The sequence below is a fragment of the Desulfonauticus autotrophicus genome (genome assembly GCF_055381725.1).
The window spans coordinates 1,092,049-1,113,374 of the sequence record NZ_AP042395.1 but is presented as its reverse complement, the minus strand read 5'-3'; the positions used below and the strand labels follow the sequence as shown (position 1 = coordinate 1,113,374).

The window sequence follows — 21,326 nt, the reverse complement described above, 5'->3', positions numbered from 1 at the left end:
TACGTCCTTGTTTTTTTCTAAATTTTTCCTCCAGAATACAACTAAAGGAAAACCCTGTTTATGCCAGGGATCATCAGGTCCTTTTTTTCTAAGATGTGATCCAGGTCAAGCTCCTTATCTAGGTGCTGGAGCTGTTCTTTTGGTAATTCTTTATATTTATTTTTCAAACTTTCTTTAATGGCTTCAAGTTGGTCTAAGCTGTTTTTTTTATGTTGTTTGATAGAGGAAAAGATTTTGTGAATCTTTCTTTCTGTTTTATCCAGGTTTTCTCTAAGTTGATCAAATGCATTTAAAGGTATTTTTACTAAATGTCCCCACTTGGTATGCATGTTTTGGGCTAAGAGTTCAAGTTTATCTATTTGTTTTCTGGTTTGTTGAATACTTTGAATCTTTTTTTCCTCTATTTCATCCAAGGTATAAGTCATTTTTGGAGCTTTGCCCATTGCTTTTAGTTTTGCATTTTCTATCTTTTTGGGAAGAGACTTAATTTTCTTTAAGGTCTTAGCTATTTCTTTTTGAGCATTTTCAAAAGGTGATAAGTCAATATCAACAGCTCTATTTATTTTCTTTTTTTGTTCTTCTAAATAATGAGATTTAGGTTTAGGCTCCTCATGTAAAGACTCTTGGGCTAGAAAAATATATTTTACATCTCTAAATTCTTCGTCTTGGATTTCAGTTAGACCTCTGTAAATTAAAAGCCCTTTTTCTATTTCAGGGAAAAGCCAGAGAGTATCAATATTGTTTTTTACTTCAACAAATTCTTCTAAAGTGTCTTGTTTAGAATATTTTATCTTAGTAACAAAGCATCTGATTTTAAGGCCAGGGAGTTTAGATTCTATTACAGGTATATCTGGATGCATGTTGGTGATGGTTATTTTTTCATCACCCTGGAAATATTCCTTTAAAAATTGATCTTCAGAAGCCATGTTAAAAAAATCATAATTCATGTCCTCTGGAAAGTAAGGCCATTTTTCCTTTAACCATTTTTCATCATAAGTCCCTTGTTTATTAAATCTTTGAGGCCACATGATATCGATGGGACCAAAGGAAGCGGGTTCAGGCCTATCTTTTATGGATACTATCAATTGATTTGGATATTCCACATTAGGGAGAGGAATTACTTCTTTTCCATCAGGAAGTAATACCTTATCAATACCTTTACCTAGAGGATTTTTTTTATAATTTTTGCCACCAAAGGCATTTTTCCAGGATATGGGCATCTTCGTAAAGGGTTTGGGCTCTGAAATTTTCCAGCCCAAGGGAGATGGTTTCCAATACCTGTCTCCAAAAACTGTTAAGGTCTTATTTAAATTCCCTACTTTTACTCTGACTTCTAACACGGGTGTTGCTTTTTGTTTTGGGCTAAAGCAACTGCCAGTAAGTAATAGCTCTCCCCGAGGCTTCGGTATGCCCATATCAAGTATTGAATTGCCCTTTAATGTATTAGGTAGTTTTTGCCACAGCTCTTGCTCAGTTAAAATATTTTTAGGGTTTATGAGATCAAAAAGTATAAATTTAGAACAAACTAAATAGATTTTATCTTTTATCTTTATAGACTTTATAAAGAGAGATATGGAATTATCTTTTAATATTTTCATGTTTATATCATCAAAGTCACATTTGCTAAGTTGGCTACTGTGTTGTTAATGGCTAAAGTTTCTTCTCTTAAATTTATTACGCTGCTTACAATTTGATTTTGTACATCTCTAATTTCATTTACATTATCTTCAATTTTTGTAGCCATTGATGTAAGATTTACTTGTTGACCACTTAATGTTTTAATATCTCCCTGTAATTCAGAAACTTCCATGGTTAAAGTTAGGTTCTCTTGTTCGAGCTTTGTAACTTGACTGCGCAATGTTGTAAGTTCTTCTTGTAAATCTAAGACCAAATTTGCAAGCATATTTAACTCTTCTGTCATAGTGTTTTTTATTTCTGCTGCTTCTGTTTCTTCTGAAACCACTTTTAAGTTAGTTCCAAGTAAGTAATCTGACGCTTTAGAAATAAGACTATAAGCAGGTATTAAGGCAGTCTTCCATGATTTATAAGTGTCGTGTCCTCCTATATGAGTAGTTGAAGATGTTCCTATTACTGCCAGCGTATGTACTCCTCCTACCAATTTGTTTTCCATTCCAATAATAGTATCTGACTTTCTTCCAAAAATATATTCGGAAACATTGCCCCCAATTATTTCATTCTTAACTCCAGCTTTTATTTCAAAGGGCCCTACAGTGTACACCTTTAAACCATCATCAGATTCTTCTGAGGATTTTTTTGGTTTGCCATTTTTATGTTGATGTCCTTCCTCTTCATCTTTTTTTGCACCCAGGCGGATGAAAGTATTTTGAGTAGGAGTGTGTAAAATAATGTTTTGTTTTCCAGCCTTGTCTTCAATATGAATCTTATTCCCTCCAGCAGTAGTAATTTTACTCATGGTCTGATCGGTATTTACCACTTGAGAAGGAGTATCTGGATTTGGTACTGCTGCTGCGATTACTGGGCGATCAGGATTGCCTTCAACAAAAGTAATCAAAACTTCTGTTCCCTTATGTAAAGGGAAATGCATTCCATGATTAGAACCAGCATAAGGCGTAGCCATTCTTATCCAGGTAGATGCTTTGCCATCTTTTTTGCCTGATAAATCAAAGGGAAGAATTACTTTATATCTGCCATGATCGTCTAGTTCAGCGTATTCTCCTGTACCTTCTGCATCTATCTTCGCATTTATGGTTCCTACTATTTTAGGGGCAGGCGTTTTTTTCTCAGCTCTAAACTGGATATCAGCAGGAATTGCCTTGAAATTATTTTGGTAAAAAACTTTTTTTCCTGAGTAGAGAGAGTAGAGGAAAGGCCACTAATAAGATAACCTCCTTGGGCTCCTTCATGGTTAATCTCTACTGTTAGGTATTGCTGATTAAAATCTTCTCGGTAATGGTTGTCTAGAGTAAAAAGATAGCCTGGGGCTAAGTAAGGAATTGTGCTATTGCCGATAAACTCTTTTTTAGTGCAGCGAATTTGTTCAGCCCTTATTTTGGCCAGTCTATTTCCTTCTTCTGGAGTTAAAAAGTTCTCACCATAATAGTATACTTCTCCTATCCCTTCTTTATCTACCAGGGCACTGCCAGATATTTCTAGGGATGGTTTCATATAGTTGTAATCTTTTAACAAAATTCTTTGAGGAATATTATTGTATTTACAGATTAAACTTTGAATAATTTCGTTTCTTTTTTCATGATCTAAACCTGAGGGAGGAGAATAGTAAAAAGTGCTACCATTAGGATGAGCAGTGTGAGAAATTTTAGTGTCTGTAAATATAATTTTTTCTACATCTCCACTTTGATCAAAGTAATAGTATATTCCTTCTCTTTCTAACCATCTATTTAAAAAGTTAAAATGAGTTTCATTATATTGGCATACAAATTCATATTCTGGATATTTCTTTTGTAATTTTAATTCATAATCATTTCTAAATAAACCTGCATCTTTTAAAATTGCCTCTATAAGTTGAATTGGAGTTTTGTTGAGAAATATCTGGTTGTGATAAGTAAGAGTTAAATACCAAAGCTTTGGAACTAAAGTAGCCTTATAAAAGGTATACTTGTCAACTTGGTGTAGCTGTTCAAAAGAAGATATAACTCCATTAAAATTTACCTTAGAGCCATCTTCTCTGATAATGCTGAACCTGGCTCTATTTTTTATGATATCTTCATGCTTAATATTTTCATTTTCAGAAATTAGATGGATTTCAAATTGATAGAGTAGGGATAGACCTTCTTTACCCCAAAAGGAGATTACATAAAATGTATCTTCATCTACTGCCTTAGAAGTAAATTTAAATTTTTCTTTTTTAAAGAACATACGAAAATACCTCCATTAAATTTAGCTAAAGTTTAAAAGAAATTCTCCTTTTTCATCTGTTTCTAAGGACACCTTAGAGGGCATTTTGCCTGCACTTAAATGAGAAAGGATTTCTTGAGATAATTTGGGCAGAATATTCATATTTAAAATAAATTCTATATTTCTTGCCCCGGTTTCTACTTCTGTGCATCTATCTGTAATTTTTTCAACAACTTTAGGTGAATAACTAAAGTTTATTTTATTATTTTCCTTTAAGTTATTTGCTAATTTGTTTAGTTTTAGTTCTACGATTAGTTTAAGAGCTTCTTTCTTTAGACTATAGTAAGGCACAAGATTCATTCTAGCTAGTAATGCTGGCTTGAAATGTTTGGATAGAATTGGTCTTATAGCAGTACTAATGGTTTCCAGAGGTGGATATTCTTCTCCTTCTAAAGTCATTTCCTGAATAATATCTGAAGCTAAATTACTGGTTAGAAAAATTATAGTATTTTTAAAGCTTATTTCTTTACCTTCTCCATCTGTTAATACTCCTTTATCAAATACCTGATAAAAAAGATTTAAAACATCTGGATGAGCCTTTTCCACTTCATCCAGGAGGACTACGCTATAAGGCTTTTGTCTTACTGCTTCAGTCAACATACCTCCTTCCCCATAACCTACATAACCTGGAGGGGAGCCAATGAGTCTACTCACGGTATGGCTTTCCTGGAATTCACTCATATTAACGGTAACTACTTGTTTGCGACTGCCAAAAAGTATCTCTGCCAGGCAAAGTCCAGTTTCAGTCTTGCCAACCCCACTTGGTCCTACCAAGAGGAATACTCCAATGGGACTATCCTGCTTGCCAATGCCAGCTTTTCCAGCCTTAATTACTTTGCCAATGACTTCTAAGGCTTGATCTTGTACTTTTATTTGCTCTTTTAATTTTTCTTCCAGACTGAGTAAAAGTTTGGCCTCGTCTTGGAGCATTTTGCCTAAAGGAATACCTGTCCAATCTGAAACCACTTGAGCTACAACGTCAGGATTTACTTCTATTTGTAAAAAGGATTTTTGGGCTTGTATTTTTTTTTAGGTCTTGATGGATTTTATCCATTTCTTTTTTTAATTTATCTTTGTCTTCTCCTGTGCTTTGAGATAGTTTTTCTCTTAAATTTAGAAGCTTATCTACACATTCTTTTTCTTTTTTCCATTTAGATGTTAAGTCTTTAATCTATTTTTCTATTGTTTTTATTTTGTTTTTTAAATTTTTATAATGTATTTTGTCTATAGTAATGTTGTTTTGTGCATCTCTGTCTAAAGCTTCTATTTCTCTTTCTATGGCTTGTTTTTGTCTTTCTTTATCTTCTATTTCTGCTGGCTTAGAGGTAAGGTTTATTCTTACCCTTGCACAGCTTGTGTCTAACAAGTCTATGGCTTTATCTGGGAGAAACCTGCCAGTGATATATTTATGAGCTAAATTAGCAGAGGCTTCAATGGCATCATCTCTAACAACTACTTTGTGGGATTTTTCATAATTCTTTTTTATTCCTCTTAAAATTAACTTGGTAGTTGAAACATCTGGCTCATCAAGTTTTACCAGTTGAAACCTTCGAGCAAGGGCAGGATCTTTTTCAAAATACTTTTTATATTCACTCCAGGTGGTAGCTGCGATAGTTCTTAATTCTCCTCTGGCTAAGGCTGGTTTTAAGAGGTTGGCTGCGTCACTTCCGCCTGCAGAGCCTCCTGCCCCTACTAGAGTGTGGGCTTCATCTATGAAGAGGATAATGGGCTTTTCCGAGGCCTTTACTTCGTCAATTACTCCCTTTAATCTGTTTTCAAATTCACCCTTCATGCCTGCGCCAGCTTCTAATAACCCCAAATCTAATCCTAGTAAGGAGACGTCTGTTAAAAAATCAGGGACATCCTGTTGGGCAATGCGTAAGGCCAGGCCTTCTACCACTGCTGTTTTACCCACTCCAGGTTCACCTACACAGATGGGATTGTTTTTCTTCTTCTGCCCAGGATATCTATAATTTGTCTTATTTCCTTGTCTCTTCCAAACACAGGGTCTATTTTTCCTTCCTTTGCTCTTTGGGTAAAATCAATGCAAAAGCGGTCTAAAAAACTTCCCTTTTGGGCAGAAGGAATTTTTCCTTTTTCTGTTTTACTAACTGGATTTTCTTTAGAATTTTCCAAGATACTCCAGAAGTTTTCTTCTAGATTTTGGAGATTTATTTTTTTTAATAACTCTCCATATTTTTCTAATAGGTAAAAGTTAGGTCTTTTAAGTAGAGCCATCAGCAAACTAGCAGACCTAATCTGGTCATCTTTAAGATCTATGGAAGATATAAGCCAGCTATCTGCAAAAAGTTCTATAAGTATAGGAGAAAAAACAGGTTTCCCTGTATTGCCGACTTTTAGATTTTCTAAAGATTGCTCAACAAGCCTTCTAAGCCTTTCTATATCAACAGAAAAATGTTTTAAGATCAAAAACCAATCAGCTTCTAATTCTTCTAAAATTTTTAGAATAAAGTGTTCTAAACTTATTTCATAGTGGGTTCTGGATACACATAGTCCTGCAGCTCCATGCAAGGTGGAAGTGCATACTTCATTTAAGTTTTCTATTAAGCCTTTTAAATCAACACTTACCATCTGATTTTCTCCTTTAATGTTGCGCAAGACATATTTTCTGTCTTTGGTTGGTTTTAGTTTTACCCAACCAGGTATTCCATCCTAGATAGCCTGTTTCTTGTTGTCCAAGTTTAATGGGATTTATTATAGTGGAATCCAACTTCACTATTAAATCCCATTTCAAAGGCTGATCTAGATAAAAATCTATAATTTGTATTAGTTGTTTATATTTTTCAGTAAAGGGAAGTAGGTGTAAGAGCTCTTTTAATTCTTTTATCTCAATTATTATTGCAAATTTTCCCATTCTATCTTGTATCTTTTCCCCTAGATAAGTGCTTTCTCCCAGGCTATGATTAAATTGGCCCAAGTGTAGCCATTGTTCTTGAGGAATACTTGCCCATCTAAAAACACACTGGACAATTTCCAGGTCTTGGAGGTTTAAGATTTTTTTTAAAAGAATTTCTAAGGAAGTAGCAGATCTGGGGAATTGGGAAATAAGCCCAATGTAGCTTAAAAATATTGTATGATTTTCTACTTTTTCTCTAAATTCTTCTATTTTTAAACCAATTAACGCGTATAATCTATCTATAGTTGCGGTATCTTGTTCTTCAATTATCTTATATCCTAACTCATACTTAGACCATCTCTGAAATAAAAGATGGTAAAGAGGGTTGTTTAAGATATCAATAAAATCTCTGGTAATACTCCTATCTTCTTCTTTTTCTTCCAAAAGCATTTCTGTATAATAAGTAGGAAGAGGAGAAGAGGCTCCATAAAGTCCAAGAAAGGTAGTTGTGATATCAAATTGATAGGAATGGTTGGTTTCCCTTTTTCTATTTTTACTATATCTGTACCTGGAAAATCTAAAGAAAGTTTTGGCCTTATTCTAATGATTTCTTCTACTTCAGAAACACCTTTTTCCTTTAAAATCAGGCAAAGTAGTCTATAAGCCTGGATAAAAGAAAATTGACTGCTCTTCTCAATTAGGTGCTCTATTAAATCAGAGTTCTGCGTCCTATGGTTGTTGGCCATGTAAAGTTTATTCCTCCAGATAAATCTGTTACTTTTAGTTTTATAAAAGAATTTAAGTGCGTATATTGACTAAAAAGTTCCTTTAGAACAGAGCAAAAGAGATACATATCTCCTGTAGAGGCAAATTCTTCTTGATTAAGAGTTAGTAAAACCTCTCTTCCCCTGAGTATTATTCCTTTTACTATTTTATCTACAGCTTTTACCTGTATATCTTTAATGGAGTCTATTCTTTTGTCATTTGCCAAAACTTTTGCTTTATCTGTTCTTTCTTGAAAATTGTAAAATTTTAATATTTTCTTCAAACCCTGGGTGTTAGCTAGAGACAGTAAATTTAAGGAGATATGAGAAATGAAATCCCAAAGTTTTTCCTTACTGAGAAGAGGCATGACACTGGAAGTTACTGGGATTATATTTTTAAACTCAACAGTTTCTGGAGAATTACTGGTAGGCTCAGATATATCTCCTAAATGTATTTTTTCGGTTAAACTTCCATTGGTACAGAGTAGTTTGCAGGTTATGGTTTGCTTTTTTATTTCTTTTAACTTTTCTGGATAAAATATTTTTAAAAAGGTTTCTGGTTTGTTGCTAACAGGAGAAAGAGAGTGTCTAACCTGGTAATAAATTTGATTTTCTTTGGTAGGGGTAAATATGCTAAAGGGAAGATAATCAATTTTTTCCACACTTCCTTCTACATATCCAGATACCTCCTGTATGTCATATATTATGGGATCTAACTCTTCCTGTCTTTCTGGAAGCACTCTTATCTTTTCTTTTGTATGTTCTAATATAATTGGTTCAGACTCACTTTCAAAAATATTGATAACTGGAGTTGCATATAAAACAAAGTTATCTAATCCTACCTGTTTTAAATTCCTATTTCTATTTTTAAATATAAAAGATAGCTTAACTTCCTCTGTAGATTTTAATCTATTATTTAAATTTGTTAAGCGTAAAAAGAGAAATTTTTGAGGTAAAAGAAAATATTCTTGAATTAAGGTAAATCCTGGGAAAATATTTTCTGACAGAGGTAAAATAGAGTTATGAGGATCAAACCCCAGAGGATAAAGGCTTTTATTTCCTAAATATTCCTTTGTATTATCTTGAGGATAGGTAAGTACAATATCTTCTAAGTTAGTGGTAAGAGCTAAGAAAATTTCAGTTGCGGTGATAAAATCTCCGTGTAAGAAAAAATCCAGATAATCTATGGAGAGGCTCTTTAGGTCCATTTTGCTTTTGAGGGTAATAGTGATTTTTTCTTTGTTGCCAGGTATATCTTCTTTTTCTACCTGTACAATTTCTAAGGGGTAAACTTTAGTCTCAAAGCAGGTTTGAAAAATACACCTTCCTTTTTCTTCAATAGGAGGAGTGCTTAAAGAAATTCCTTTAGGTATGGTTAAAGGACTACTCAGACTGGTTTTGGGAAAAAATTTGACAATGGAAGTAGCAGGTACAGATTTCAAGAATTGAGGGAAGATTATGGCTGCCAGATTGTGAATGATTTCTGGAAAATCGTCATCTATTTTTTTTCTAATAAGAGCTGTTAAAAAGGCCACTCCTTCCAGAAGTCTTTCCACATCTGGGTCTGCAGATTCACCACTTAGCATGGGCGCTGCTGTGGGATGTTTTTGGGCAAATTCTTTAGCTAGTACTCTTAAATTATAGAGTTGTCGTTGATAATATTCTTGCATACCTACTCACTTATTTTTACTTGTCCGTTGGGGTCTATCCAGGTTTCAAAGGTAATGGGGATATTTCCTTTTTCTTTTAAAAAACCTTCCAGGCGAAAATGTAGAGATAATTCTTGCCTGGGATTGGGTTCATAAATGATTTTTACTCTGGTTAGTCTGGGCTCATATTTGCTTATAAAGTGTTGAATTTCTGTAGCCATTTTTTGCCCCATGGTTTCCATGCTTTCTGAGGGAAAATTGGTTAAGTCAGGTATCCCAAATTCAAGGTCTAAAAGTACACTTCCTTTACGGGTGTTGAGGAGGAGGTTTAAGTGATTGAGGACTGAAGAGATTGCCCGAGAGATACCTGTCCCCACTTGGGATTCTGGGTTTTCCAGATTATAGATTCTCTCCAGCAATCTCTCTTCAGCCATAGTTTAACCTTCTTTAGGAGCTCTCCAATCATCCTCTGCTTCTTTATTGGCAGTTTTGTGGGACCAAGTAATTTTGCTGTAAGTAAAGGCTACGTCTTCTAAATCTGGAAGGGCCTTTTGGGTAGCGTCTAAGGTATTGGGCTTATAATGCTCAATTGCCACTACAATAGCATTTTCCAGCTTTACTTGAAAATAGAGTTCTTCCTGGCCTTTGTCATTGATGCGATAATAGTCCAACTGCCAGGTCTTCATTTGCTCTCCAGAGGTACAGGCCTGATAAAGGAGAGGAGAACTGGGATCTACATGCTTGGTGATGATAAAGGGTTTGTGCACTCTCTGTCCTGTAGGAAGTCCACTTAAACTATCTCTGGGGATTTCCACTCCGTGTTTTATGGCATAGACTAAGAGAGTCTTTTCTCTACCCTTTTGAGTGCAATCACCTTCAATTTTACCCTGGTTTTTACCTTCTAAGGTCAAATAACCTGTCATAGCCATGATTTAATGCCTCCTTTTAGTTTATTCTTTATCCAATTTACCTACTAGGGATAGAGTAAAAGATGCTCCCATGTACTTAAAGTGAGGTTGCACCATCATACTTACTCTATACCAGCCAGGTTCTCCCTCTACATCTGATACCTGGATATGGGCCTTGCGCAGGGGCCTTCTGCTTCTAACGCCTGGAGATGGATTGTCCTGGTCAGATACGTATTGACTAATCCACTTGTTTAACTCTGTTTCTAACTCACCTCTATTTTTCCAGGAGCCAATATTTTCTCTTTGAATAACCTTGAGATAATGGGCCAGCCTGCTGACAATAAAGGAAGTTGCGTGCCCAGCTTGTAATTTAGTTCTGCCTGCTTGCCCTCGGTTGTATTGGCAAACTTTTTGGGTTTCTGGACAGAATTGGCTGAGAAAAAGGCTGCATTGTCGCTACCTTTGCGCATAGTAAGAGCTATAAAGCCTAATTCAGCCAGTTCAAACTCCCTTCTTTCAGAGATGAGTACTTCTGTGGGAATTTTGGTTTGTAACTCTCCCATGGCTTCATATTGATAAAGAGGTAGGTCTTCTACAGTTCCACCTCCCTGAGGGCCAATGATATTGGCACACCAGCGATATTTGGCAAAACTATCTGCAACTCTGGAAGCAAAGGCAAAAGCAGTATTGCCCCAGAGAAAATTAGAGTCTCCAGCAGACACGTCTTCGTGGTAATTAAAGTTTTTAGTAGGATTAGATTCAGGGTTATAAGGAGGTCTAAGCAAAAACCTAGGAAGGGTCAGACCTATATTTCTGGCATCTTCACTTTCTCTAAAGGCATTCCACTTAGTGTACTGAGGCATTTCAAAGATGGACTTTAAATCTTTGAGATTAGGAAGCTCTGCAAAACTTTTGATGCCAAAAAATTCAGGACTAGCTGCGGCGATAAAGGGAGCATGAGACATGGTTGCTACGCTGGCAATGTTTTGGAGTAGTTTTATATCCCTGGGATTATGACTAAATTCAAAATTACCTACCAACAGGCCATAGGGTTGACCCCCAAATTGGCCGTATTCTTTAGTGTATACTTTTTGATACAGGCCAGACTTAACTACCTCTGGTGAGTCTTCAAAATCTTCTAAAAGCTCTTCTTTGGTCACATTTAAGATTTCCACTTTTATGTTTTCTCTAAAATCTATCCTATCTATTAGAAACTTTAAAGAGCGCCAGGCAGATTCTAGCTTTTGAAAGTCTTTATTGTGCAAAATAGCATCCATTTGCTTACTGATTTTTTGGTCTATTTGAGCTATCATTTCATCTACCATAGGAGCAGAGATGCGTAAGTCTTCTTTTTGGGAGGTTAAAAGTTCATCCAGAAAAGCGCTTATACCTTTTTTGGTGACTTCATATCCTTCATCTTCTGGCTTTAATTTAGTGGCTTGGACAATTTCATCTAGAAGAGAGCTTTCTTGTTCAGTTGTTTGTTTTTTTCTTCTTTTTGTTGTTGAGTAGACATATTTTATCCCCCTTATTCTTCTATACCTAATTCTTTAAATAGCCTGTCTCTTTTATCTTTATCCTTTACTAATTCAGTTATTTTTTTCCTGAATTCTGGAATATTACCCAGTGGTCCCTTTACTGCCTTTAGAGCATCTCTAAGCTCTTTTAGCTTCTTTAGTTCTGGTACCTTTTCTACAATAGCATCTGGTTCAAAATCCTTAATACTTTTGAATTCTAAACTTAAGCTCATTTCTGCATCTGGATCGTCACTTAATTCATTCTTAACCACTGTATCTAGTTTTACTTTCATTCCTGCCAATACTTCATCGAAATTGTCTTTATCTACATTGATTGCCTTTCTATTTTCCAAAGGTTCTTCACTTTCTTGTCCAGTAAAGTCTCCCATAACCATCATTTTTAAAGGAAGCTCCACTTCTTCTTTGGCGTCTCCTGTAGCTGGCTTATAAACTATGTTTACCCTTTCTTTAGGTGCAACAGATGCTTCTTTAGACATGTTAATCCCTTCTTGGTTTTTTATTTATAAAAAATTTAAAACTATTGCTGGGTTAAGTAAGGATAATTTATCGTAAATACTTTCTAGCATATCTTGATGGTTATCTTTACCGGTTTGTAATACTTTAAGGCAAGCAACCAGACCTTGTACAGCTAATTCAGGTTCCCATTCGTCTAATTTATACTTTGCTATAAAATTTAGTATCTTGTAAACATATGGAAAATATAGTTTATTTTGGTTTTGTTCCAAGAATAAATTTACAAGTTTTATATACCAGAATATCTTTTCCCTTTTACTTTGGGTTAAAGATATTTCCTTTTGTAATTTTAATAAAGTTTCTTGCAGTCCTTTGGATTTAATGTTTTCTTTTATTGAGGTAAAAATTGTGTCTATTTTTTTAAAAAGTTCATCGTGATTGGTAATATCAGATAAGGGGAGTGAACTAGAGACAGGTTTATTTAAAGTTTTTAACCATTTTTGGGTATTGGTATCAGCAAAGGGAGTATTATCTGAAAAACAAAGCTGCTCTATCCCTGGTAGTTTGTTTAGAAACCACTTTACTTCCTGTTCTATGGCTTTGGCAGCTAAGTTTTGTCCGAGATTCTCTAGGGCTTCTTTAGAATAACGACTCAGATCCAGCCAGAATAAGAATTGAGGCACATAAGATTCAGCAGTTTCTAGGAGTGCTGGCCAGTCTTGATTTTGATAGAGATTTTTCAGGGCGTTTATAATAGTTAGATCTGGAGGTGGTAATAAGGTTTTTCCCTGTTCAGCCATGGGTTTATCTTCTATATTTAGCCAGCTTACAATTCTGTTTAATCTAAATAACTCTGGCCAGTAGGGTTTTTCTTTAGCTATAATAAGGCTGGCTTTATTTAAGAGAGAAAATCCTTGCTCCATTAAGGCCTGGGAGTTTTCTTCACTTGCGGCTGGTTCTGAAGCAGTGGCAGGTTCTGGTGAGGGATTTTGAGAAAAATCAGGTGGTGGAGAAGAGGGAGGTGGATTTGAAGGTGGAGAAGGCGGGGGAATAGAACTCTCTGAAGGGGCAGTAATTATTTCTTCCAGGTTTTCTTTTAAGTTGAGAAAAGAAGGACCATCTGGCAACTTATCTGCAATAAATTTATCTATATCCTCAAGGTTTTTTAAAAGGGCTTTCTTTTCATTTTGTTCAATTTTATATTTTTGTTCTATTTTTAAGCGTTTTTCTATTTCTTCTTTCCACCAGTTTAAAGCATTTTTTCTTCCTTTCATTCTTTTTTTAGGAGGATATAGCTCATCCCAAAAGTTATAAAGTATATCACGTAAAATCTTTATGCCAATAAATAGACCTTGTATTCCTTGTAGATGAAAAAGAGCAATCCCCAGGTAGGTAGTAATAATTAAATCCTTGGATTTTTCTTTTAAGATTAACTCACTTAATTTGGCGACTTTTTCCCAATCTGGAGGAGTAGTAGCTGTAGGGGAAGAAAGTTTGTCTATTTCTTGCTGGACTGCTTCGTATTCAGGTTCATAGCGAACATCTTCTCCAGCTCTTTTATCTTCACTTATGGGAAGTTGGCCTAAATTTTCCAAATCCATATTTAAGTTACTCCTCAAAGGGACACTCAATAATTGTTTGAGGTATGGTTTTTGGGGTAGAATTAAGTAAGTTTAAGATATCTTCTTGATTTTTTAATTTATAACCTATTTTTATCCATTTTATATTAGCTTTTTTTAAGTATTCTTGATTAGAAGGAAAATCTTGAGGATAAAAAGTTTTACTCCCATTTTTAAAATCCTGTAAGAACCTGGCAAAACCTAAAGAACCAGGATAGTTTTTGTGTAAACTTAAATCAGAAAAAATTATACTTAAGGTGGTATCACCGCATTTTTGGGGAGACCAGTTAAACTTTAAGGTTTGAGAATAGTTATAATTGTTGAGAGTAAAATTGGTGTCAGAGCAGTTGACTTTTAAACTTACATAATAAGGAACTACATTGGCTTTGGTATTAACCTCTATGGGTATAGTAGTTAATTCTATAGAATAATTGTCTTTTTGATTTAGACTTAGTCTGTTACTTTTTTGAAGAAGGGATAAAATTTCCTTATTAAAAGGAAGATACATCTTTCTAAAATTTGGCTTTAGTCTGTAACCATTTTCTCCACCAATAATAAAAGGAGTGAGGTAAGTATTGTAAAATTTCCAGAGAGCTCCTTCATCCTTTTTAAATAGATTTTGAGTAAGGCTATCTTCATCGCTTGCCTTAACAACACTTAATACATCCTGCTCCCATTTGTTTTCCAAGTAACAACTAGCCTTTCTTGAACTAAAGTCTAACAGAAAGTCTAGAGGGCCAAAGACTAAGTCATAGACATAGCTTGTATCAGGGTAAGGATTCATAGAAAGCTTGAAACGATAATATTTTTTATAGGCAGTAACTAACTCGCTCTTATCCAGAGCGTCTGCCAGAAAGGTCTTTTTATATTCTTCAAAGGCTTCTTGCTCTGTAGCTACACTAATACTTATGTTCAGGGATTGAAGGTAATCTAAAAAGGCTTTTGCTCTTTCAATTAATTGTAACTCTTCTTGAGCAAGTTTTTCATCTACTTCTTGAGTAACATCTTTTGTTAGATTTTGTGCTTTAGACTTTAAGGAAGCCAGGATAGAACCCTGTTTTTTTTTGGGTTAATTCTGTAGATTTTTCTTTTACTTTATATATTTTCTTTAACTCTTTTACCCAGTAGGGAGCTTTTTGGTTTCCAATATCCTTTTCCAGAGCATTAATTTCCTCAATAACTTTATCCAAAAGCAGAAAGTAAGGATTATAATTTTTAGTCATTGTCTCTGCCAGTTCTTTCCAGCTTTCTTCAGAGTTGATTCTAGATAGAGCAATATTAAAATTTTGAATAAAATTGTACCATTTTTGATAAAATTGATTTTTATACCATTTCCAGAATTGCACTTCCTTTAATTCTATATCTGTTTTTAGGTCAGTATATTGAGTGTCATTTTTTATTAACTGAATAAATTTTTTTATATTTTCTCTTCCTTGTTTAGTATAAGCAGAAGATACATATATTTAATTTTGATAAGAACCTATGTATTCTACTTGCCAGAAGTCGTTTAAATGAACTCTGGGAGAGTTAGCTATATTTTTATCTATAAGCCAAAGTAAATCTTTACCTTTTTTACTCAGGAGTTTTCTTAATAAGTTTTTATATATTGATAATTTTTCTTTAAAATAAGTTTTATCTTTATTCCAATTAAGATATGTATAATAGTTATCTATAAAAGTATAACTCAAACTGCTTATATTCTTATCATTCTTGTTTTGTTGAAACAAATCATTAGTAATATAGATAAATTCTTTAGTTAAGTAGTTATCTTTATTTTGTAAGTTGTCATTTATTATGGACATGCGTAGAGCTACGAAAGCTAAGTAATCTACAAAAATTTCAGGGGGGGGTATTTTCATCTATTTGGGATATTTTTAAATCTAGATAGCGGTCAAAGTTTTCTAAAAAGCCTTCTTTGAATAGAGAACTGTAGTGCTCTTTTAATTTTTGTTCTACAATCAGGCTTTGAGTTAGTCCAAATCTGGGGATAAGCCAGTTTTGGTTTTGTTGATCCATATCCAATATTTTTAAGCGCATTTTGTCTAAGAGGAGAAGGTTGTCTATTATTTGAGAAGTAAGGTTGGGAAGCTGGGGAAATTCTTCCTTAAAAGAAGATATGCTTTTTACATTTAGGTAAAAAGCTAAAGAGAGTAAGCTTCCTAGAGAAAGCATCAACAAAAGATAGGTAACAGTCCCTAAGTTGTTGACCAATTTTTTCCAACTTAGAAAAGAAGGTAAAGGGAAAATGAGATTCCTGTCCTGGGGTAAGATGGTTTGAAAAAAATCTTTTAGGAATATTCCCTTATTTGAAGGTAGATTGCCTGGGGTATTTTCTGGATTTAACTTGGTGGTAGTTAAAAAATCAGAGTTGGGTAGACCTTCTCTTAAGGCACTGGAAAAATAGATGCCTCTAAAAAGAGCATTTTCCTGATAGGTATTTTCCTCAAAGACACCATTCAGGAAAAAGGAAAGCTTGTTTAAAAGCTTTTCCATTTCTAAAGTAAAAGTAAAAGCGCCAGGCTTTAGAGGAGAAGTTTTATGGGCCAGGATGAGAAGTAGTTCATTTAACTTGTTTTCAATATCCTCTTTAGCCAGATCCAGTACTTCTTTAGAGGTGGCATGGAGGTTGGAATTGGTATATCCCATGGCCTGTTCAAGGGCCTTTTCAGGTAACATGCTGGTGAAGTCCGTAAAACCATACACCAGGTCCATTTTGGTAATAAGCACATAAACAGGAAACTTGGCGCCCATGGTTTGCATCATATGGTCAATTCTTTGTCTTAAACTCTGTCCTATCTCCTTTAATTCTTCAGGAGAGTTTTGAAGGAGTTTATCCGCTGCAATAACTACAATGACGCCATTTAAGGGTTCTTTTTTGCGATATTTACTTAAAAGCAGGAGAAATTCTTTCCATTCTTCTAAATCAGGACCTTCTTCAATGGGCACAGCGTATCTACCAGCAGTATCTAAAATAATAGCTTCTTTGAAAAACCACCAATCGCAGTTTCGAGTACCATAAATACCACTAGCTTTGCTTACCTCTGTTAGGGCAGAACTAAGCCTGGCATTTTTTATGGCAGAGGTCTTACCATTTCTAGACTCACCTAAAACCAAAAACCAGGGCAGCACATATAGGGGATTGCCATATTTCCTTAGATGAGAGTTTTGTAGCTTTTCTATAGATTCTTTCCAGTGGGCTTGAAGCTCTTCTAGTTTTAAGCGCTGAGGATGAGGTGAATCTTGAATAGCTGTAGTATCGTGTTCAATAATGTGTTTAATGAATTTTTTTTCTCTTTTTCGAAGAAAAAGTTTTTCAAAAAGAAAATACCAAAAAGCAAAGCTAAGCCAAAAGTGAAAAGTATCAGACTAGACCATTGGGGCCAGGACATTTTTTGGGTGATAAAGTAAGATAGGTAGCCGATTGATATTATGAAAACAAGAATAAGAAGTATTTTTAAGGTTTTAAGTAATAGTTTTATCATATGCCCTTAAAATAATTATCTATTAAGAGATTTAATTCATAAGAATAAAATAAATACAGGCCTATTAAGATTATAAGAGGAAGAATAATTATTATCCAGGTCTTCCAGGAGTTTCCTTTCCAGGGAGTAAAGTTTCTTTTTTGCCTGGCAGTGTTTTTTTCGTAAGAAGAAGTAAAAAGAGACTGGGGTAAAGATAAATTGGGGTTAGAAGTTAGTTTTTTTAAATTGGAATATTTTATGTCCTCTAACTTTCCTTCTGTTATAGAATCATAATATTTACCTTTAAAACCCAAAGCCAGGCATAATTCGTACAATATTCTTAAATCCTTTTGTTCGTCAGGGATATTTTCTAACTTTTGAAAAAACTCTTCACCCGCTTGATCAGTGTTAAAAAATGTTTTTTGTAACTTATTTTTTACCCATTTAGACTTATCTTTAAGGTTAGAGCAAAGTATTTGTTCATCAATAAAAGCAGCTATTGGAAAAAAATACTCTTTCCAATCTGTAAAATTGTTTTTTTCAGCCAATTCTTGAGAGCGAGAAATAAGCTTTTTATAGTTTTCACTTATTTCATCAAAGGAGAACTCTTCTTCTCTTGAAGTCAAGTATAGGGTATAACTTAGAAGTTCTGCATAATAATTAAAATTTTTCATAAAAAATTCTCTATAGCTTAGAAATTACTAGATCTACAGAAGCATCTTCTGGTGCATTCTCCCAATATAAGGCTAAGTCTCCACTTTCTTTAATCCTGGGCCAGATTTTGGAGTCCTTTTCTAAAACAAAAAAGTAGGTGTGTTCTTTTTTGGGTAATCCTGGTGGAGGAGAAGTGCGCTGAAAGAAGGGAAGGCCAGGTAAGGCCCGGGCAATTAAGGTTTCTAGATGGGAACTGGTAGATATCTTGGCTAAGGACTCCAAGCTGGGGATAGAGCTCTCTTCTTGGGTGGTAATTACTAAACAATAATTAAACTTATCTTGCAATAGATTAAGAGGAAGACTTACCTCAAAAAAGTCTTCTTTTCTAGTCAACCTTAAGATGTTTTCTGCACCAATGACAATAGCATCTAACAGTTCCTCCAGGAGTAAGATTAATTCTGAAAAGCTTTGGTAGAGATTGTTATGTTGATAACCAGTCAAGAGTTTTTTATTTTCAGAAGTAATACCTAAGGCATTTATTCTATCTGTAAAGGTACTTAGCTCACCTACTAATTGGCTTAAGTAAGAATATAATTTAAAGGGATGCAAGCTATTACTTTGAATAAATTGCTCCAGCAAAGGAATATTTCTATTTAGCACTAAAAGGTCCAGAAGATATCTTAAATATCCTATTTCAAAATTATTGCGTTGAGAGTCTTTGTTTAATTTATAACCCTCCAAGGTTTGTAGTTTAGAAAGGATGTGTTCTTTTAGCTGTAGTAAAAAATTAGAAAAATAAGAGAAGTTTTTTACATTAAGTAAGGGTGGAAGAAAATCAGAAGTAATAGTCCATCCCTTTTCTTCTTTTTTGACTTTAGCCAGGGGAAGGAGGTAATAGTCATTTAAAGACTCTAATTCCTCTTCAAAAAAAATATTTAGCACATATTGCAAAAACCTAACCTTGGCTACAGGAGAGTCTGCTAAATAAATGTCTTTTACGTCTCTGGGATCTGGAGAGGAAACAAATCTAGTACCTATGACCCCTTCTTCTATATCTTCAGTTACATTTGAACTATCTGGCATTAATTTTTTTAAGCCAAGATAGACCAAAGTTTCTTTTGTGCCATCCAATTTTTTGAGACTGCGAGGTCTAAGAATGGCATTTTGGGGATAATCTACATAAGTTTTATCTGGAAAAAGAGCTTTTACCTTTTCTATTTCTAAAAGATTTTCTACCAGGGAAGATTTTCTAAACTTTAGTTCACTTATTCCCCAATAGTAGTTGAAGTTTTCTAGCTGGTAAGCATTTATCTTTTGGATGTATATTTCTTGCTGTTGAAAGTGTTGAGGCTGTAAAAAAAGACCCTGGAACCAAAATACTGGAGAAAAATTCATTGAGTAGTCTCCTTTAACTCTTGCAGGCTATTTTCAGTAAAAATTAATTTTAAGTTGAGGTCTGGTATGATTGCTATTTTTTCTCTAGAAAAAAATCCTTTTTCTTTAGTTTGTAAGGTATTTGAATAAACAAAGTGGTTTTGGTTGGTTCTAAATTGTAGTAAGCAGCAACTATGGCCAACCATTGCGCGTCTTTTACTCTATCTAAGACTATTTTATCCTTACTTCCTGGCTCAATAAATATCCTCTTATAAGTAAGGACATTGTTATCTTGTAAATTCTGATTTAAAATTTTTAGCAGGCCTTCTTTGTAAGAAGATAGTTTTTTGAAATTGTTGGGATCATCTAGCTGGCAGATTACTACTAGTAAAGAATGGGGGAAATTGTCATAATAGTTTAGATTGGGATTAGCTTGATATTCAATAGTTATTGCTTTTTCTTTGAAATTCCAGTTAGGAATAGGTGTAGGTGGTTTTGAACAAGCACTAAAAAAAAGCTAAAAATAAAGAAGAAATAGATACTCTTTTTTATCACCGCTTATCACCACTTCTTTACTTTTGAAGTAAACAAAAGATGCTAAAAAGTCAATTGGTTTTTAAAAACAAGCTAAAAGTTTTTAAGTGTAAACTTAAACTTAAGATATTTAAACTTTTTTGTCATAATTATTAAAAAATAAAATTTATTAGGCTAGCTGGTTGATATTGTTGCAGAAAAATATCAAGGTAAAAATAACTATTTTTGATTCTTGACTTTTTTTAAAAAAATAACTTAACTTCTGGATTTAGAAGGATTTTTAAAAAGGAGTTAATGATTTTGATTGGATATAATAAGCCAAGGGTGAGGTTAAAAAGGCTTAAACTCAGGCGCAAGGCTCCTGCCAAGAAGCTCTGGTGGCTAATGGCAGGCATTTGTGGGATTGCTGTTTTTTATTTTTATTTTTTCTTTCCTGTTAGCTCCAATATTGAAGCCAGCCTTCCTCCCAGGCCAGATTTAGAGAAAGCACATACCCTAGCTTTAAAAGAAGATACTGCTTTTAAGCCCTTGCAGGAAGTTGTAGTAAAAGAAGCAAGTATAGTTGCAGGAGATAATTTGATCTCTCTTCTGGGAGAGTATCTTGGAGTAGAAGAGATTTATGCTCTGGTAAACAGGGCCAGGCCTTATTATTCCCTGGAAGATTTAAGGGTAGGGCATAAGTATAGGTTGCTTTTTAGAGATAACACTTTGGTAGGCTTTGATTATGAAATTGATGAGAATAATGTTTTAAGTGTACTTATTTCCAGAGGAAATTTTGAGATTAGCTTAAAGAAAATTCACTATGAAGTAAAAGAAGTTTTAGTTCAGGGCACAATAGAAGATAGTTTGTTTTTGGCTGTGAAAAAGGCAGGAGAAGAGCCTGCCCTGGCCATTAATCTGGCTAATATTTTTGGCTGGGATATAGATTTTATTCGAGATATCTGGCCTGGAGATAGTTTTGTGGTTTTGGTGGAGAAAAGATACAGGCAAAACCAGTTTGCTGGTTATGGTAAAATTCTGGCAGCCAAATTTATTAATCAGGGCAAGCCTTTTTATGCTTTTTATTATAGGACAGGAAATAGAGAAGATTATTTTGACTTACAGGGTCGTTCTTTGAGAAAGGCCTTTTTAAAAGCTCCCCTTGCCTTTAGCAGGATATCTTCAGGGTATTCCTTACATAGAAAACATCCCATCTTAAAGGTGGTTAGGCCCCATCAGGGAGTGGATTATGCAGCTCCCTTAGGTACACCCATAAAAAGTGTGGGAGATGGGGTGATAGTGCAGATAGGTTGGGATAAAGCTGCTGGTAAGTTTATTAAAATCAGGCATAAAAATGGTTATGAGACCATTTATAACCATATGAGTAGATTTGCCAGGGCCATGAAAACAGGTAAAAAAGTAAAACAGGGGCAAGTTATTGGTTATGTGGGTAAGACAGGCTATGCTACAGGGCCGCATTTGGATTTTAGAGTGAAAAAAAATGGTCTGTATATAAACCCCTTGACATTAAAGTCCACTCCTACCACTCCTATTTCTAAAAAGGAAATGGATTCTTATTTAAAACATATTGCTTCTTTGCAACCCCGCCTGGATTCCTTACTTACGCAGAAGTAAAAAA

20 protein-coding genes and 2 pseudogenes are annotated in these 21,326 nt (G+C 34.4%); 1 reads left to right on the top strand and 21 read right to left on the bottom strand.

The annotated features are described in order from the left end of the window. Nucleotides 1-41 precede the first annotated feature (41 nt). The 21 genes and pseudogenes from ACZ42F_RS06410 to ACZ42F_RS06310 all read right to left on the bottom strand — a co-directional run. Nucleotides 42-1,598, bottom strand: a complete 1,557-nt coding sequence (locus ACZ42F_RS06410) for a DUF2169 family type VI secretion system accessory protein (RefSeq protein WP_464280165.1) — start codon at nt 1,596-1,598, stop codon at nt 42-44. Nucleotides 1,599-1,600: 2 nt separating this feature from the next. After that, nucleotides 1,601-2,656: a phage baseplate assembly protein V gene (locus ACZ42F_RS06405; protein ID WP_464280217.1), complete on the bottom strand. Its 1,056-nt coding sequence runs from the start codon at nt 2,654-2,656 to the stop codon at nt 1,601-1,603. Between the two features lie 80 nt (nt 2,657-2,736). After that, the gene (locus ACZ42F_RS06400; RefSeq protein WP_464280164.1) at nt 2,737-3,858 is read right to left on the bottom strand and encodes a type VI secretion system Vgr family protein; all 1,122 of its coding nucleotides are present in this window, start codon (nt 3,856-3,858) and stop codon (nt 2,737-2,739) included. A gap of 21 nt (nt 3,859-3,879) precedes the next feature. Continuing rightward, complete coding sequence (locus ACZ42F_RS06395) at nt 3,880-4,863, bottom strand: AAA family ATPase (RefSeq protein WP_464280163.1); 984 nt, start codon at nt 4,861-4,863, stop codon at nt 3,880-3,882. A gap of 205 nt (nt 4,864-5,068) precedes the next feature. Then, on the bottom strand, nt 5,069-5,812 hold the full coding sequence (locus tag ACZ42F_RS06390) for an AAA family ATPase (RefSeq protein ID WP_464280162.1): 744 nt from the start codon (nt 5,810-5,812) through the stop codon (nt 5,069-5,071). Between the two features lie 11 nt (nt 5,813-5,823). After that, on the bottom strand, nt 5,824-6,489 hold the full coding sequence (locus ACZ42F_RS06385; protein ID WP_464280161.1) for a Clp protease N-terminal domain-containing protein: 666 nt from the start codon (nt 6,487-6,489) through the stop codon (nt 5,824-5,826). A 13-nt stretch (nt 6,490-6,502) separates the two neighbouring features. Beyond that, nucleotides 6,503-7,282 (bottom strand): annotated as a pseudogene (tssG, locus tag ACZ42F_RS06380) (type VI secretion system baseplate subunit TssG); the annotation flags it as partial. Nucleotides 7,283-7,463: 181 nt separating this feature from the next. Beyond that, a complete protein-coding gene (tssF, locus tag ACZ42F_RS06375; RefSeq protein WP_464280160.1) occupies nt 7,464-9,188 on the bottom strand; it encodes a type VI secretion system baseplate subunit TssF in 1,725 nt (574 codons plus the stop codon). 2 nt (nt 9,189-9,190) lie between these two features. Beyond that, nucleotides 9,191-9,601, bottom strand: a complete 411-nt coding sequence (gene tssE, locus ACZ42F_RS06370) for a type VI secretion system baseplate subunit TssE (RefSeq protein WP_464280159.1) — start codon at nt 9,599-9,601, stop codon at nt 9,191-9,193. Nucleotides 9,602-9,604: 3 nt separating this feature from the next. After that, nucleotides 9,605-10,096 carry an Hcp family type VI secretion system effector gene (locus ACZ42F_RS06365; RefSeq protein ID WP_029968883.1) on the bottom strand — a complete coding sequence of 164 codons (492 nt, stop codon included), beginning with the start codon at nt 10,094-10,096 and terminating at the stop codon, nt 9,605-9,607. A 21-nt stretch (nt 10,097-10,117) separates the two neighbouring features. After that, on the bottom strand, nt 10,118-10,405 hold the full coding sequence (locus tag ACZ42F_RS06360; RefSeq protein ID WP_464280216.1) for a hypothetical protein: 288 nt from the start codon (nt 10,403-10,405) through the stop codon (nt 10,118-10,120). Beyond that, on the bottom strand, nt 10,339-11,523 hold the full coding sequence (gene tssC / locus ACZ42F_RS06355) for a type VI secretion system contractile sheath large subunit (RefSeq protein ID WP_464280215.1): 1,185 nt from the start codon (nt 11,521-11,523) through the stop codon (nt 10,339-10,341). The genes ACZ42F_RS06360 and tssC overlap by 67 nt, the downstream gene beginning before the upstream one ends. A gap of 80 nt (nt 11,524-11,603) precedes the next feature. Continuing rightward, a complete protein-coding gene (gene tssB / locus ACZ42F_RS06350) occupies nt 11,604-12,089 on the bottom strand; it encodes a type VI secretion system contractile sheath small subunit (RefSeq protein ID WP_029968885.1) in 486 nt (161 codons plus the stop codon). A gap of 24 nt (nt 12,090-12,113) precedes the next feature. After that, nucleotides 12,114-13,667, bottom strand: coding sequence for a type VI secretion system protein TssA (gene tssA, locus ACZ42F_RS06345; protein ID WP_464280158.1), 1,554 nt, complete (start codon nt 13,665-13,667; stop codon nt 12,114-12,116). 7 nt (nt 13,668-13,674) lie between these two features. Beyond that, nucleotides 13,675-14,469, bottom strand: a complete 795-nt coding sequence (locus ACZ42F_RS06340; RefSeq protein ID WP_464280157.1) for a hypothetical protein — start codon at nt 14,467-14,469, stop codon at nt 13,675-13,677. A 241-nt stretch (nt 14,470-14,710) separates the two neighbouring features. Then, complete coding sequence (locus tag ACZ42F_RS06335; RefSeq protein ID WP_464280156.1) at nt 14,711-15,031, bottom strand: hypothetical protein; 321 nt, start codon at nt 15,029-15,031, stop codon at nt 14,711-14,713. A gap of 117 nt (nt 15,032-15,148) precedes the next feature. Beyond that, nucleotides 15,149-15,544 carry a hypothetical protein gene (locus ACZ42F_RS06330; RefSeq protein ID WP_464280155.1) on the bottom strand — a complete coding sequence of 132 codons (396 nt, stop codon included), beginning with the start codon at nt 15,542-15,544 and terminating at the stop codon, nt 15,149-15,151. Continuing rightward, nucleotides 15,525-16,814 (bottom strand): type VI secretion protein IcmF/TssM N-terminal domain-containing protein, encoded by a 1,290-nt coding sequence (locus ACZ42F_RS06325; protein WP_464280154.1) that lies wholly within the window; start codon nt 16,812-16,814, stop codon nt 15,525-15,527. The genes ACZ42F_RS06330 and ACZ42F_RS06325 overlap by 20 nt, the downstream gene beginning before the upstream one ends. Before the next feature lie 349 nt (nt 16,815-17,163). Continuing rightward, complete coding sequence (locus ACZ42F_RS06320) at nt 17,164-17,820, bottom strand: DotU/TssL family secretion system protein (RefSeq protein ID WP_464280153.1); 657 nt, start codon at nt 17,818-17,820, stop codon at nt 17,164-17,166. A gap of 10 nt (nt 17,821-17,830) precedes the next feature. Further along, a complete protein-coding gene (gene tssK / locus ACZ42F_RS06315; protein ID WP_464280152.1) occupies nt 17,831-19,195 on the bottom strand; it encodes a type VI secretion system baseplate subunit TssK in 1,365 nt (454 codons plus the stop codon). A 73-nt stretch (nt 19,196-19,268) separates the two neighbouring features. Continuing rightward, nucleotides 19,269-19,673: pseudogene (locus ACZ42F_RS06310) on the bottom strand (type VI secretion lipoprotein TssJ); the annotation flags it as partial. Between the two features lie 335 nt (nt 19,674-20,008). Between ACZ42F_RS06310 and ACZ42F_RS06305 the strand changes: the two are divergent. Then, the gene (locus tag ACZ42F_RS06305; RefSeq protein ID WP_464280151.1) at nt 20,009-21,322 is read left to right on the top strand and encodes a M23 family metallopeptidase; all 1,314 of its coding nucleotides are present in this window, start codon (nt 20,009-20,011) and stop codon (nt 21,320-21,322) included. Nucleotides 21,323-21,326 lie beyond the last annotated feature (4 nt).

Bases quoted from the DNA above. Each gene is read 5' to 3' on its own strand.
- ACZ42F_RS06410 (WP_464280165.1), bottom strand. From the start codon at position 1,598: ATGAAAATATTAAAAGATAATTCCATATCTCTCTTTATAAAGTCTATA.
- ACZ42F_RS06400 (WP_464280164.1), bottom strand. From the start codon at position 3,858: ATGTTCTTTAAAAAAGAAAAATTTAAATTTACTTCTAAGGCAGTAGAT.
- ACZ42F_RS06385 (WP_464280161.1), bottom strand. From the start codon at position 6,489: ATGGTAAGTGTTGATTTAAAAGGCTTAATAGAAAACTTAAATGAAGTA.
- tssF (WP_464280160.1), bottom strand. From the start codon at position 9,188: ATGCAAGAATATTATCAACGACAACTCTATAATTTAAGAGTACTAGCT.
- tssE (WP_464280159.1), bottom strand. From the start codon at position 9,601: ATGGCTGAAGAGAGATTGCTGGAGAGAATCTATAATCTGGAAAACCCA.
- ACZ42F_RS06365 (WP_029968883.1), bottom strand. From the start codon at position 10,096: ATGGCTATGACAGGTTATTTGACCTTAGAAGGTAAAAACCAGGGTAAA.
- tssB (WP_029968885.1), bottom strand. From the start codon at position 12,089: ATGTCTAAAGAAGCATCTGTTGCACCTAAAGAAAGGGTAAACATAGTT.
- tssA (WP_464280158.1), bottom strand. From the start codon at position 13,667: ATGGATTTGGAAAATTTAGGCCAACTTCCCATAAGTGAAGATAAAAGA.
- ACZ42F_RS06340 (WP_464280157.1), bottom strand. From the start codon at position 14,469: ATGAATCCTTACCCTGATACAAGCTATGTCTATGACTTAGTCTTTGGC.
- ACZ42F_RS06330 (WP_464280155.1), bottom strand. From the start codon at position 15,544: ATGAAAATACCCCCCCCTGAAATTTTTGTAGATTACTTAGCTTTCGTA.
- ACZ42F_RS06320 (WP_464280153.1), bottom strand. From the start codon at position 17,820: ATGAAAAATTTTAATTATTATGCAGAACTTCTAAGTTATACCCTATAC.
- tssK (WP_464280152.1), bottom strand. From the start codon at position 19,195: ATGAATTTTTCTCCAGTATTTTGGTTCCAGGGTCTTTTTTTACAGCCT.